This is a genomic window from Micromonospora sp. NPDC048986, assembly GCF_040649335.1.
Lineage (GTDB): Bacteria > Actinomycetota > Actinomycetes > Mycobacteriales > Micromonosporaceae > Micromonospora > Micromonospora alfalfae.
Map to the genome: position 1 here is coordinate 198,557 of NZ_JBEZFJ010000007.1, position 13,310 is coordinate 211,866.

The window sequence follows — 13,310 nt, forward strand, 5'->3', positions numbered from 1 at the left end:
GCCGCCGCTCACATCAGATCAGCCGCTGGATGCGGACCTTCGGACGCTCGTTTCGCAGGTGGCCGTGTTTGTGCTGGCGAATCTGCTCGTCCCAGACGTCTTGGTCGTATTCGGGGTCCGGCGGGATCCACTTGTGGGAGCCATCGCTGTAGTGGAAATTTTCGTCGCCCCTCCGGAGGATGCTCATCGGGTCCAACCGAAAAAGCGAAGGTGCAGGACCCCTGCCGGCACCCAGGTCAGGTCCTGCGAGGCGCAGACCAGTTGAGCGCCCATGTAGAGCGCCAGGGAAACGGATGCCCCCTCGTACTCAGCGCGTAGCTCTTGCTGTCGGGTCCGGCAGGGCCATGGCGCGTTGCAGCCTCCGCAGGTCCAGATCGGCATCACCGGGCTGTGGGTGGTCACCGTGAGCCGCCGATAAGGTGAACGAAATGCGCCCGCCTCTGGAGCCACCTCAGTCGCTCGGAGCAGGGATGGGGCCGACCGCACCGGCACAGGTCGAGTCCGACCTCGAGGTGGCGGGTCAGGAGTTCGTCGGCAGCGTCGACTTGAGCCTGGGCATGGTCGATCAGGGCCTCTAGGCCGTAAATAGCAGCCATCCTCACCCCGTTAGGCCTGCACGGCGGCGGTGCCAGCGTGCCTCCGCCATGACGGCGGCGAGTTTGATGTCGCCCGTGGCGATGAGGCTCCGGGCAAGTGAGAGCCACAGCGGTGATGCAACGTCCTGCTCGCCGCTGGCGGTTCGCAGCCCTTCTGCGGCGAGGCGTGCCAGGTGGCACGGCACGAGTTGGTCGTCCTGCGCGCAGCCGACGATGAGGTAGTGGGCGGCACGGTCCGGGCGGTGGTCTTCCCACAGTGCTCGGCACAGACGCCACAGCAGCCGGTGGCGACAGCCGTCAGGCGGCTCGACCGGTGGGTTCTCGACATGCAACAACATGTGCAAGACGGTCCCGCCGGCTGTGGTCTCGCGACCATGTTCGCTAGCCATGTCACGGTGACATGAGCGGGCTCGACCTGCACGGGCACCAGACTTAGGCTCCAGGTTGAGCACGATGCGTAGTCACTCGACGACGGTGGGAGGGGCTTTGCTACTCGACCATCTTCGGATTCCGGACGGCTTCTGGGCGCGGGAGGACGTTAGGACCGCAGTGCGTGACCGCGACATCGGCACTCTCTTCCGCCTGCTTGGCCGGCATGCGGGGGCAAGTCAGACGCGCATCGGGGCGGTGGTCGGCCTGGAACAGGGCTACGTCAGCCGCGTGATCGCCGGCCGGAAGGTGACCTCCATCGACGTGCTGGAGCGGATCGCCGACGGCTGCGGCATGCCCGACGAGACCCGGATGTCGCTCGGTCTTGCACCGCGCCACCAAGCACGTCACCTCACCCCCGGCAGCCCTCCGGGTGATATGCCAAATAGCCGATCATGGCGCGAGGACGTCCGCGCCGCCACGCAGCTGTGGGAAGGCGACGTGAACCGCCGAGACATGCTCCGTCAGTCAGTGTTCAGCTCCGCTGGCTACACCCTGCCCGCGCTGCGCTGGTTCACCGCCCCCACCACCCAACCCGTCACACAGCAAGGTCGCCGATCAGTCGGTCAACCCGACATCGACACCATCCGCGAGATGACCTCCACCTACCGTCGACTCGACAACCAGCACGGGGGCGGCCACGCCCGCGAAACCCTCGCCCGCTACCTCAACCACGAGGTCACGCCCCTGCTGATCGAGGGCCGCTACGATCCGGCGACCGGCCGAAAGCTACTCGCCGCCGTCGCCGAGCTGACCCAGCTCGCCGGCTGGCAGGCATACGACACGGCCGAACACGGCCTCGCCCAGCGCTACCTCACCCACGCCCTCGACCTCGCCCGAGCTGCCGACGATGCTGGGCTCGGCGCCGAAATCCTCGCCGCGATGAGCCACCAAGCCACCTACCTCGGTCACAATGCCAGCGGCGTCGACCTCGCCCGCGCCGCCCGGCAGACAGCACAACGCGCCGGCCTCGCGGTGCTGACCGCCGAGGCGCTGGTCATGGAAGCTCATGCCCACGCCGCCGCGCGCGACGAACGCGCCTGCACAACCGCACTGCACCAGGCAGAACAGACCCTCGACCGGGCCGACCGCAGCAACGACCCGCAATGGCTCGGCTACTTCGACGAGGCATACCTGTCAGCCAAGTTCGGCCACTGCTTCCATGCCCTCGGCCATTACCAGCAGGCCGAACGCTTCACCGTCCGCTCACTGCGAATGGACGAACGCTACATACGCGGAAAGGCCTTCAACCTCGCCCTTCTCGCCTCCATCCACGCCCACTGCGGCGAACCCGATCGCGCCAGCGCCATCGGGGCCAGAGCGCTCACGCTGACCTCTCAACTACGCTCGGCCCGAGCCGCCCGGTACCTACGCGACCTGCAAACCGAACTCACAGCACACCGCCGCCGGCCAGCCGTCCGACACTTCATCAACCGCGTCGACGCGACCCTCGGTCAACGCCGCTGACTACAGCTCGCCCCGGGCCTTGCGCGCGACCAGCTCCAACACCGCGATCACCGTGCCGGATCCCACGATCTCACCCCGGGAGACGAGGTTCCGCGCTTCCGCCAACGGAATCCAGGCCACCCGCTCGGCCTCGTTGACGTCCACCGGCGGACCAATGTGTATCGCATCGCGTGCCAGGAACAGCAGATTCTCGGCATCCGCAGTCGCCACCCACGGCTGGAACGACAGCATCGGTTCCACCGCACCCGGACGCCATCCGGTCTCCTCCTCAACCTCCCGGATCGCGCAGCTCGCCGGGTGCTCGCCGTCGTCGACGTAACCCCCGGGCAGCTCCCACACCCACCGGTCGAACACGAACCGGTGCCGCCGCATCAGCAGCAGGCGCTCCTGCTCGTCAAGCACCGCAACCATGGCTGACTGGGGTGCTCTGATCACGTACTGCTCGAAGCGGACACCGTCCGGCAGTTCCACGTCGGCAATGCTCAGCCGCGCTCGCCGGCTGCCGTCCACCACCCGCTCACCGTGAATCGTCCACCGCGTCGGCTCGGTACCCTGCTCCTCCGTCACCAGCCCAGTATCCGACCGCTGGCACGGACGGCGTGCCCTCGTCACTTCCAGCGGAAGTGGACGAAGAGGCGGCCGAAGTTCTTCGAGTCCTTCTCCACGCGGTGGTAGAGCTGCTTGACGTCCTTCTGGTCGAGGAACCGCAGCACCCGCTTCTTGAGCTGGCCGGACCCCTTGCCGGGGATGATCTCGACGAGGGTCGCCTTCTTCGCCACCGCCTCGTCCATGATCCCGCGCAACGCCCGGTCGATGTCCTGGCCCTTGTTGAAGATCTCGTGCAGGTCCAGCTTGAGCTTCATGCCGCAGCCCTCGGCAGGTCAGGTCCCATGTCCGCCATCCTAGGCACCTCCGCCAGGTCGTCCGACGACGAAGGGGCGGCCCCGAAGGACCGCCCCTTCCGTGTCACGCCGCACGTTCAGCGCCGGCCGCCGAGGCGGGTCTCCACCCGCTCCAGCGCGGTCCGGTAGTCGTCGTTGGCCGCGTACATCGCGGCGGCGATCCGCAGGTGCCGCAGCGCGTCAGTGTGCCGATTCAGCCGTTCGAGCGTCCGACCGAGCACGTGGTGCGCGTAGTGGTCGCTCGGGTCCCGTTCGACCAGCTCACGCAGGTGCTCCTCGGCCCGGTTGAGCTGGGCCGACTGGAAGTACGCCCGGGCCAGCAGTTGCCGGACCGCCGCGTTGCCGGGTTCGGCGTCGATGATCGGCTCCAGCAGTCGGGCTGCCCCGCTGGGGTCACCGGTTTCGAAGAACATGGTCGCCCGCCGGTAGTCCGCCAGAAGATCCATCTGCCACCTCCTCGGGTCGCACCGTCACCTGTTCCGACGCTGGCACAACACCGGGAGTTTGGCGACTGTTCCCGGGGTCGAGATCGGGTCAGTTCCAGCCACCGAAGGCCGCTGAGGGGGCGTCGAACGGTCAGGTGCGGGCGTCCCGACGTCCGGCGGAAAGTTCCCAGGCGCGGACACCACCGACGATTCCGGCGGTGTTCGGCACCACCACCACGTCGTCGCCCATCCGGGCCAGTTGCTCGGGCCGGATCAGTCGGGAGTTGCCCCCGCCCAGGTAGAGCCGGTCCCAGCGGAACACCGGGCGGAGCCCGTCCACCACCTGGCGGATCCGACGCGACCAGAAGGCGTCGCCGAGCCGCCGCCGTTCCGGCTCGCCGACGTACGTGTCGTAGGTGGTGCCCCAGCGCACCGGCGCGTGCGACAGCTCCAGGTGCGGTGCGAGCACGCCGCCGTCGAAGAGCGCGCTGCCCAGCCCCGTCCCCAGGGTCAGCACCAGTTCGCAGCCGGTGCCGGCGACCACTCCGGCGCCGTGCACCTCGGCGTCGTTGAGCACCAGCGCCGGCACCCCGAACGCGTCCGCGAGCGCGCCGCGGGCGTCCCAGCCGGACCACTCGGCGAGCAGGTCCGGGTCGACCCGGGTGCGGGGGCCGTTGCGGGTCACGTAGTGCGGGGTGCTCACCACCACTCCGTGTCGGATCATGCCGGGTACGCCGACAGTGAGCCGGTCCGCCGTTGGCAGGCGACCGCCGAGATCCAGCAGGGTCCGGACAAACAGCGCGGGCGGCAACGGGTACGGGGTGGGCACCCGCAACGGCCGGGCCCGCATCGTTCCCGCCTCGTCGAGCACGGACGCCTTGATGCCCCCGCCGCCGCAGTCGATCGCCAGTGTGGTCACCACGTCGTTGAGTCTGCCCGCTGCCGGCCGGTGGTATGCGGGCGGCCGGATAGGCTGCCGTCCTGATGAGCGCCACGATGATCGTCAAGGACCTGGCCGCCGGGCACGGTGACCGCCCGCTCTTCGCCGGATTGGACCTGGTGGTCGCCCCCGGCGACGTGGTCGGGCTGGTCGGGCCGAACGGGGCCGGCAAGTCGACGCTGCTGCGTACCCTCGCCGGGTTGTTGCCGGTCGAGGCCGGCAGCGTGCGGCTGAGCCCGCCCATCGCGAGCGTCGGCCACCTGCCGCAGGAGCCGGAGCGGCGGCCGGGCGAGACGGTGCGGGACTTCCTGGCCCGCCGGACCGGGGTGACCGCCGCGCAGGCGGCCTTGGACGCGGCGACCGAGGCGTTGACCGCCGGGGCGGCGGGCGCCGACGACGCGTACGCCGACGCGTTGGAGCGCTGGCTCGCACTCGGCGGCGCGGACCTGGACGAACGCGCCGAGCAGGTCAGCGCCGACCTGGGCCTCGCCGTCGACCTTGACCACCCGACGACAGGGCTCTCCGGCGGGCAGGCGGCCCGCGCCGGGCTGGCGTCGCTGCTGCTCAGCCGGTACGACGTGTTCCTGCTCGACGAGCCGACGAACGACCTGGACCTGGCCGGCCTGGAACGGCTGGAGGAGTTCGTCACCGGGCTACGGGCCGGCACGGTGCTGGTCAGCCACGACCGGGAGTTCCTCACCCGCACGGTGACCAGGGTGCTGGAGCTGGACCTGCCGCAGCAGCAGATCAATCACTACGGCGGCGGCTACGCGGCCTTCCTGGAGGAGCGCGAGGTGGCCCGCCGGCACGCCCGCGCGGACTTCGAGGAGTACGCCGACACCAAGGCTGGGCTGGAGGCTCGGGCCCGCACCCAGCGTGGGTGGATGGAGAAGGGCGTGAAGAACGCCCGCCGCAAGGCCACCGACAACGACAAGATCGGCCGCAAGTTCCGCAGCGAGTCGAGCGAGAAGCAGGCCGCCAAGGCCAAGCAGACCGAACGGCTGATCGAACGGCTCGACGTGGTCGAGGAGCCCCGCAAGGAGTGGGAGCTGCGGATGGAGATCGCCGCCGCGCCCCGCGCCGGCGCCGTCGTGGCCACGCTGCGCGGAGCCGTGGTACGCCGTGGTGGCTTCACCCTCGGCCCGATCGACCTCCAGATCGACTGGGCGGACCGGGTCGCGGTGACCGGGGCGAACGGCTCGGGCAAGTCCACCCTGTTGGCCGCGCTGCTGGGCCGGCTACCGCTGGACGCCGGCACCGCCTCGCTCGGGCCCGGCGTGGTGGTCGGCGAGGTGGACCAGGCCCGCGGGCTGTTCCTCGGCGACGTACCGCTGATCGACGCGTTCGAGGCGGCCGTACCCCATCTGTCGCCGGCGGACGCGCGGACCCTGCTGGCCAAGTTCGGCCTGCGGGCGGCGCACGTGCCCCGACCGGCGGCCACCCTCTCCCCCGGTGAGCGGACCCGGGCCGCGCTGGCCCTGCTCCAGGGCCGTGGGGTCAACCTGCTGGTGCTGGACGAACCCACCAACCACCTGGACCTGCCCGCCATCGAGCAGCTCGAATCGGCGCTGGCCAGCTACCCCGGAACGCTGCTGCTGGTCACCCACGACCGGCGGATGCTGGCCGCCATCGAGACCAACAGGCGACTGCGGGTCGACGCCGGGCGGATCGCCGAGGATTGATCCGTGCCCGCGGGCCGGCGCGGGGTGAGAATGACGCCATGCTCAAGTGGGAGTACGCCCTGCTGGTCCGCCGCCGTCAGGCTGCGACCAACGACCTCGGCTGGGAGGTCGTCTTCGTCTGGTACGGGCCGGACGGCTCGATGGTCGACGTGACGCCGTACGGCGACACCTCGCTGGCCCACCTGAACCGGGCCGGCGACCAGGGCTGGGAGTTGGTCGCGATGAGCGAGGACCCGTCCCTGCCCGGCAACCACGAACTGCACCGCTACCACCTCAAGCGGCCGAAGCCCGCCGACCCGCCGCCTCGCCAACGGATGCGCGGGGGCCGCCGCACTCTCTCCGGCTGACCCGGGCGCTCGGCGGCCGAGGCGACCCCTCGCCGGCCGGCGGCGAAGCGACCTGCACTCCGTGCGCTGGTGTGAGCCGCGTGGACCGCGTCGCGGCTCAGCCCGTGCCGGGGCGAAGCCGATGCCTGCGTTGACAGTGATGCCGAGGAGTCATCTTGATGCCTCTGTGGCATCAACATGATTGCGGCCCCGGCCCGCAACCCGGGACACACGCGTGGGCGGGCCTCGCCACAGCGGGCGGCAAGTCGGATGAGCGGGGCATAACGGGCGCGATTGCGGGTATCGCGCGGCGGGAGGTGGCCCGAATGGTCGCTTTGGCACAGACTCCGCCCTCGGCCGACCGGCTGCGGGCGATAGACGATTTCCTCGCCCAGGCATGGGCGGACCAGGTCCGCCACGATGATCGGTTGCGGGACCTGGCGGTCGAGGTGCGGTTCGACCGGGGGGTGGCCCATCTGAGCGGCGACGTGGCCGAGCCCGCCCAACTACGGCTGGTGCGGGACATGGTGGGGCGGCTGGCCGGCGTCTACGGCGTCTGGTGCCGGGTCGGCATCGGCGGGCGGCCGCCGGTGGTGGTGGACCTCGGTTGTGGGCCGACCAAGCAGTGGTCGGGCAACCTGGGGCTGGACATCTACCCGGCGCCCGGCGTGGACGCCGTGGCGGACCTGTCCGGCTCGCTGCCGCTCGCCGACAACTCGGTGGACGTCCTCTTCGCGGTGCACATCCTGGAGCACCTGATCGACTTCCTGCCACTGGTCGACGAGTGTCACAGGGTGCTCCGCCCCGGTGGGGTGCTGCACGTGATGAGCCCCTGGTGGGGGCATGTGAACGCGGTCGCCGACCCGACCCACGTCCGGCTGATGGACGTGCAGACGTTCAAGGGGATCTGTCAGTTGCGGCCACCTGGCACGCCGCGCTGGTACCCACTGCACGCAGGCTGCGACGGCGCCTCGATCTTCGCCGACCTGACGCCCCTCCCTCCGGACGCCGACCCAGCACCCCACTCCCACCTCGCCCGCTTCTTCGACTAACCACCCACCCACCCACCCCAACCACCCCATCCCGCCCAGGTTGATCATGAAGTTATTGCGGCGACACGCCGTCTTTCATGGCAATAACTTCATGATCAACGCGAGGGGTGGTGGACTCGCGGAGTTTCAGGCGGTACGGGGCCGTTAGTTGCTGGGCGGGGAGGGTCGGGTCGCCGTCCAGGCGGTTGGCGAGGAGTTGGACGGCCAGGCGGGCGACCTGCTCCTTGTCCGGGGCGACGGTGCTCAGGGCGGGGGTGGCGAACCTGCCGTCCTCGATGTCGTCGAAGCCGGCCACCGCCACGTCCTCGGGCACCCGCAGGCCGGCCTCGTGCAGGGTCCGCAGGGCACCGAGGGCCAGCGTGTCGTTGAAGCAGAAGACGGCGTCGGGGCGTACGCCGGAGGTGAGCAGTCCCCGCATCGCGGCCGCGCCGTCGGCGCGGTGCCAGGCCGGCGCGGACGCCACCAGGGCCTGGTCATGGTCGAGGCCGGCGGCGCGCAGCGCGTCGCGGTAGCCGGCCAGGCGCAGCCGGGCGCTGGCACCCTCGTCGGTGCGCTGCGCGCCGACGGCCGCGATCCGGCGGCGACCCAACTGGATCAGGTGGCCGGTGATCTCCCGGGCCGCTGCCACGTTGTCGATCACCACGCGATCCGCCGGGCAGTGTTCGATCCGCTCGCCGAGCAGCACCATCGGGGTGCCGTCCAGAGCGGCCAGGTCCGCCGCGGTGAGCGCCAACGGGCTGAGGATGAGCCCGTCGATCAGGTGGTCGGTGATACCGGAGGCAAGCACCCGCTCCTGGTCACGCCGGCCGCCGGTCTGGTCGATGAGCACCGTCCAGCCGTGCTCGGCGGCGACGCTGACGACGTGACGGGCCAGCTCGGCGAAGTACGGGATGTCCAGTTCCGGAACCGCCAGCGCGATCACGCCGGTGCGTCCCTTGCGGAGGTGACGGGCGGAGAGGTTGGGCCGGTAGTTGAGTTCGACGATCGCCTCCTCGACCCGGGCACGGGTGTCCGGGCGCACGTGCACGTGGCCGTTCACGACGTTGGAGACGGTCTTGACGGAGACGCCGGCCCGTTCGGCCACGTCCTTGAGTCTGTGTCGCACGCCGCAACCTCCCCGAGGTGACGGGCGCACCATACCGTCAGCGACTTCTCCGCGACGGTGCACGAGCGACGGGCAAGGGGCCCCTTGCCGTCGCAAGGGGCCCCTCCTCATCCCGTCGGATCAGCTGTCGGCGCTCGGCTCCCGAGCCGCCGGGGCGACAGCGGGCTCGTGCTGGGCCAGCCGGTTGCGGCGGTGGCCATAGCCGAAGTAGATCAACCCGCCGAGCAGCATCCAGGCCAGGAACCGCAGCCAGGTCTCCACAGACAGGTTGAGCATCAGGTAGAAGCAGGCCAACGCCGAGACGATGGGCAGCACCGGTGAGAACGGCACCCGGAACGGCCGCTCCAGGTCGGGCCGCTTGCGGCGCAGGATCGGCACCGCCACCGACACGAGGACGAACGCGCAGAGCGCGCCGATGCTGACCAGGTCGGCCAGCGCGGACAGCGGCAGGAAGCCGGCCAGCAGCGCGACCGCCACCGTCATGATCGCCGAGATCCGGTACGGGGTGCCCCAACGCGGGTGCACCTTCGCGATCGAGGGCGGGATCAACCCGTCCCGGGCGATGGCGAAGCCGATCCGGCCCATCGCCACCAGGTCGACCAGGATGACGCTGGTCAGGCCCGCGACAGCGGCGATGGAGACCAGCACTGCCGCCCAGCCGGCGCCGACCGACTCGAAGGCCGACGCGATCGGGGCGCCCCTGTCGATCTCGGTGTACGGCACCATCCCGACCACCACCAGCGACACGCCGATGTAGAGCACTGTGGAGATCAGCAACGTGCCGAGCAGACCCAGGGTGAGGTCCCGCTTGGGCTTCCGCGTCTCCTCGCCCAGGTTGGCCACGGCCTCGAATCCGGTGTACGCGAAGAAGACCACGGCGGCGGCGCTGAGCACCCCGACGAAGCCGAAGACCGACGGCTCCAGCCCGAAGAGCGCCTGCGTGACCGGCTGCTTGATGCCGTCGTCGCCGCTCCCGGCGGGCTCGGCCGGCGGGATGAACGGGGTGAGGTTGGCGGCCTTGACGAAGAACAGCCCGGCTACCACCACGAAGACGCAGATGGCCACCTTGACCAGCACCAGCAGGTTGGTGATCCGGGCGGATTCCCGGATGCCGACGATCGCCACGATGCCGAGGATCAGCACGATGGCGATGGCGCCCACGTTGACGGTGCTGCCCTCCTCGCCGAACCACCGGGTTGGCAGGTCGAGCAGTTCGGCGAGGTAGCCGGACCAGCCTCGGGCCACCACCGCGGCGCCGAGCGCGAACTCCAGCAGCAGGTCCCAGCCGATGATCCAGGCGACGATCTCGCCCATGGTGGCGTACGCGTAGGTGTAGGCGCTGCCGGCGGTCGGCACGCTGGAGGCCAGCTCGGCGTAGCAGAGGGCGGCGAGCAGTGCCACCACGCCGGCGATGGCGAAGGAGATCACCACGCCCGGCCCGGCGCTGTCGCGGGCCTCGATCCCGGTGAGCGTGAAGATGCCGGTGCCGATCACGATGCCGATGCCGAAGCCGGTGAGGTCGACCGCGCCGAGCCGTCGCTTCAGCCCCAACTGGCCGTCGCTGCCGTCCGCCTCACCTTGGGCTATCACGTCCTTGATTGGTTTTGTGCGCAGCACGGACACCCGGTCACCCCTCCCACCGTGCGACCACCTCCGTGGCGGCCGGTGACCGCCGTTGCTACCCACCGGCGCGATTGGTCAACCACGAACCCTTGCGGCGATGGCCAGACTGTGAAAATTTCCTACCAGCAACGCGGACATCGACGGCGAATCTTGCCGCGCACCGCGCGAAACATCCGGGAGCCCCAACGAAGGGACACACCGCATGAAAGCCACCCGACTCGGAGTCGCCGGGCTGGTCGCAGCCCTGCTCGGCACGTTCGTCAGCGCCACCCCCGCGAGCGCCGCACCCAGCGCGGCCGACACCACCACCTGCGCCACCGACCCGGCCACCCCGAAACGGCAGTTCCGGGCCATGTGGATCTCCTCGGTGGTCAATATCGACTGGCCCAGCAAGGCGTCCCAGACCAACCCGGACCGGATCGCGGCCCAGCAGGCCGAGTACCGCGAGCTGCTCGACCTGGCCGGGCGGCTGCACCACAACGCCGTCGTGGTGCAGGTCCGGCCCACCGCTGACGCGCTCTGGCCCTCGCCGTACGAGCCCTGGTCGGAATACCTGACCGGGGTACGCGGCCAGGACCCGGGCTGGGACCCACTGGCCTTCCTGGTCGACGAGTCGCACAAGCGGAACCTGGAGTTCCACGCCTGGTTCAACCCGTACCGCGTCTCCATGCCCGCACCGGGCGGTGCCGGCGCCGACCTGAGCCAGCTCGCCCCCGGCCACCCGGCTCAGCAGCACCCCGACTGGACCTTCGCCTACCCGCCGGCCGGGGTGGCCGGCAGCCGGCTCTACTACAACCCCGGAATCCCCGAGGTCCGCGAGTTCGTCCAGACCGCCATGATGGATGCCGTCAAGCGGTACGACATCGACGGCGTCCACTTCGACGACTACTTCTACCCCTACCCCAGCGGCACCTACCAGGTGCCTGACGACGCGACTTTCGCGGCCCACAACCGGGGCTTCACCGACCGGGCCGACTGGCGGCGGGACAACATCAACCTGCTGATCCAGGAGATGAACGGCAAAATCAAGGCGGCGAAACCGTGGGTGAAGTTCGGCGTCAGCCCGTTCGGCATCTGGCGCAACAAGACGGCCGACCCGCTCGGTTCGGACACCACCGGCAGCCAGTCATACGACATCATCTCCGCCGACACCCGTAAGTGGATCAAGCAGGAGTGGATCGACTACGTGGTGCCGCAGCTCTACTGGTACATCGGCCAGTACCCGGCCGCCGACTACGCGCGCCTCGTGCCGTGGTGGGCCGAGACGGTGCGCGGCACCCGCGTGCAGCTCTACATCGGCCAGGCCGACTACAAGAGCGGCGACCCGGCGTACGGGCCGTACTGGCAGAACCCGCGGGAGCTGTCCGACCACCTGACGCTCAACCGGTCGTACCCGGAGGTGCAGGGCAACGTGCACTTCTCCGCGGTGCAGGTGCGGGCCAACCGGCTCGGCGCCACCGACATCTACGCCGGCGAGCACTACTCCCGCCCGGCGCTGGTGCCAGCCATGCCCCACCTGCCGGCGCGGCCGCTGCTCTTCCCGGTGCTCAGCAAGGCGACCAGGCAGGCCGACGGGGTCCGGCTCACCTGGCGGCAGCCCGCCGACGGCGTCGGCCCGCTCGGCACCGCCACCTCGTACGCGATCTACCGCTTCGACGGCACCACGCTGCCCGGCCGGTGCGCCACCGCCGACGCCGCGCAGCTGGTCGACACCGTCCGGGCCACGCCCGGCACCGTCCAGTCCTGGGTGGACACCTCGGCCGAGCCCGGTCGGCGCTACACCTATCAGCTAACCGCGCTGGACCGGTCGGCCAACGAGAGCCCCGCCAGCCCGCCGGCATTCGTTCTGCGCTGACCGCCTCGCTGAATGCCCCGGACGCCTCGCGCGTCCGGGGCATTCGTCTGTTTCAACGCATGTCACCAATAGTTGGCGATGCGCATACCGCCTAGTTGATCAGCTGATCGACACTCATCGACATCCGGTAACCCGCCGGTAACTTCCGTCCCACCCGCTCACCCCGCGGAGGTCACCCGTGCCCCGACGTCTCGCCACCCTCATCGCCTCGGGCGCGTTAGCGCTGCTCGCCACCCTCGCCATCGCCTCCCCCGCCGCCGCCGTCACCCCCGCCCAACGGCTCTCCGTGCTGTCCAGCTGGACCCAGACCAGCGCCTCCAGCTACAACTCGTGGAACAGCGCCCGGGTCAACCGGGCCCCCTGGGCCGAGTACAACTTCAACTGGTCCACCGACTACTGCTCGTCCAGCCCGGACAACCCGCTCGGCTTCACCTTCAACCTGGGCTGCTACCGCCACGACTTCGGCTACCGCAACTACAAGGCGGTCGGCCAGTTCTCCGCAAACAAGTCCCGCCTCGACAGCGCCTTCTACGCCGACCTGAAGCGCGTCTGCACCACGTACAACACTGTCGTCCGGCCGGCCTGCTACAGCCTGGCCTGGACCTATTACCAGGCGGTCAGCATCTTCGGTTCAGTGGCGGCCGTCCAGCAGGCCGACATCGACCGCGCCGCCCGAATGAAGGCCCAAGCCGAAGCCAACGCCGCAACCCACTAACCCCGACCCTCCACCCCCCAGCCCCGCACCACCCAGCCCAACGCCCACGCCCACGCCCACGCCCACGCCCACGCGATCTTGCACTTTCGGTTGCCGGTTTGCCGCTTTAGCACCGTTATCTCACCGCAGAAAGTGCAAGATCGCTGGGGCAGGGGGCTGGGGCAGAGGGCTGGGGCAGGGAGGCGGGGGCGGG

The 13,310-nt window shown here is 70.0% G+C and carries 15 protein-coding genes; 7 read left to right on the plus strand and 8 right to left on the minus strand.

Annotated elements, in window-relative coordinates:
- Positions 1-13: 13 nt before the first annotated feature.
- Complete coding sequence (locus AB0B94_RS16630) at positions 14-187, minus strand: hypothetical protein (protein ID WP_357279508.1); 174 nt, start codon at positions 185-187, stop codon at positions 14-16.
- Between the two features lie 241 nt (positions 188-428).
- Here AB0B94_RS16630 and AB0B94_RS16635 point away from each other — a divergent pair, with 241 nt between their 5' ends.
- Positions 429-578 (plus strand): hypothetical protein, encoded by a 150-nt coding sequence (locus tag AB0B94_RS16635; protein WP_357279513.1) that lies wholly within the window; start codon positions 429-431, stop codon positions 576-578.
- A 20-nt stretch (positions 579-598) separates the two neighbouring features.
- Here the strand turns inward: AB0B94_RS16635 and AB0B94_RS16640 are convergent, their stop codons facing one another.
- A complete protein-coding gene (locus AB0B94_RS16640) occupies positions 599-934 on the minus strand; it encodes a hypothetical protein (protein ID WP_357279518.1) in 336 nt (111 codons plus the stop codon).
- A gap of 148 nt (positions 935-1,082) precedes the next feature.
- Here AB0B94_RS16640 and AB0B94_RS16645 point away from each other — a divergent pair, with 148 nt between their 5' ends.
- Positions 1,083-2,492: a helix-turn-helix transcriptional regulator gene (locus tag AB0B94_RS16645; protein WP_357280062.1), complete on the plus strand. Its 1,410-nt coding sequence runs from the start codon at positions 1,083-1,085 to the stop codon at positions 2,490-2,492.
- Here AB0B94_RS16645 and AB0B94_RS16650 read toward each other — a convergent pair whose 3' ends face one another.
- From AB0B94_RS16650 to AB0B94_RS16665, 4 genes are all read right to left on the minus strand, one after another.
- Positions 2,493-3,059 carry an NUDIX hydrolase gene (locus AB0B94_RS16650; protein ID WP_357279523.1) on the minus strand — a complete coding sequence of 189 codons (567 nt, stop codon included), beginning with the start codon at positions 3,057-3,059 and terminating at the stop codon, positions 2,493-2,495.
- A 41-nt stretch (positions 3,060-3,100) separates the two neighbouring features.
- On the minus strand, positions 3,101-3,355 hold the full coding sequence (locus AB0B94_RS16655) for a Smr/MutS family protein (RefSeq protein WP_007465523.1): 255 nt from the start codon (positions 3,353-3,355) through the stop codon (positions 3,101-3,103).
- Positions 3,356-3,471: 116 nt separating this feature from the next.
- Complete coding sequence (locus tag AB0B94_RS16660) at positions 3,472-3,840, minus strand: tetratricopeptide repeat protein (RefSeq protein WP_112584722.1); 369 nt, start codon at positions 3,838-3,840, stop codon at positions 3,472-3,474.
- A 130-nt stretch (positions 3,841-3,970) separates the two neighbouring features.
- A complete protein-coding gene (locus AB0B94_RS16665; protein WP_203120100.1) occupies positions 3,971-4,741 on the minus strand; it encodes an ROK family protein in 771 nt (256 codons plus the stop codon).
- A 62-nt stretch (positions 4,742-4,803) separates the two neighbouring features.
- Here AB0B94_RS16665 and AB0B94_RS16670 point away from each other — a divergent pair, with 62 nt between their 5' ends.
- The 3 genes from AB0B94_RS16670 to AB0B94_RS16680 all read left to right on the plus strand — a co-directional run bounded on the left by AB0B94_RS16670 (position 4,804) and on the right by AB0B94_RS16680 (position 7,819).
- Positions 4,804-6,441 carry an ABC-F family ATP-binding cassette domain-containing protein gene (locus AB0B94_RS16670; protein ID WP_357279538.1) on the plus strand — a complete coding sequence of 546 codons (1,638 nt, stop codon included), beginning with the start codon at positions 4,804-4,806 and terminating at the stop codon, positions 6,439-6,441.
- A 38-nt stretch (positions 6,442-6,479) separates the two neighbouring features.
- Positions 6,480-6,788 carry a hypothetical protein gene (locus tag AB0B94_RS16675; protein WP_124822832.1) on the plus strand — a complete coding sequence of 103 codons (309 nt, stop codon included), beginning with the start codon at positions 6,480-6,482 and terminating at the stop codon, positions 6,786-6,788.
- 305 nt (positions 6,789-7,093) lie between these two features.
- Positions 7,094-7,819: a methyltransferase domain-containing protein gene (locus AB0B94_RS16680; protein WP_357279541.1), complete on the plus strand. Its 726-nt coding sequence runs from the start codon at positions 7,094-7,096 to the stop codon at positions 7,817-7,819.
- A 52-nt stretch (positions 7,820-7,871) separates the two neighbouring features.
- On the opposite strand, the gene AB0B94_RS16685 is transcribed toward AB0B94_RS16680, so the two are convergent.
- Together AB0B94_RS16685 and AB0B94_RS16690 are read right to left on the minus strand one after the other, a co-directional pair.
- Positions 7,872-8,924, minus strand: coding sequence for a LacI family DNA-binding transcriptional regulator (locus AB0B94_RS16685; RefSeq protein WP_357279546.1), 1,053 nt, complete (start codon positions 8,922-8,924; stop codon positions 7,872-7,874).
- Positions 8,925-9,044: 120 nt separating this feature from the next.
- On the minus strand, positions 9,045-10,547 hold the full coding sequence (locus AB0B94_RS16690; protein WP_357279552.1) for an amino acid permease: 1,503 nt from the start codon (positions 10,545-10,547) through the stop codon (positions 9,045-9,047).
- Between the two features lie 202 nt (positions 10,548-10,749).
- On the opposite strand from AB0B94_RS16690, the gene AB0B94_RS16695 reads away from it, so the two are divergent.
- Positions 10,750-12,402, plus strand: coding sequence for a family 10 glycosylhydrolase (locus tag AB0B94_RS16695; protein ID WP_357279556.1), 1,653 nt, complete (start codon positions 10,750-10,752; stop codon positions 12,400-12,402).
- 178 nt (positions 12,403-12,580) lie between these two features.
- A complete protein-coding gene (locus AB0B94_RS16700; protein ID WP_357279560.1) occupies positions 12,581-13,117 on the plus strand; it encodes a phospholipase in 537 nt (178 codons plus the stop codon).
- The last annotated feature ends 193 nt before the right edge of the window (positions 13,118-13,310 follow it).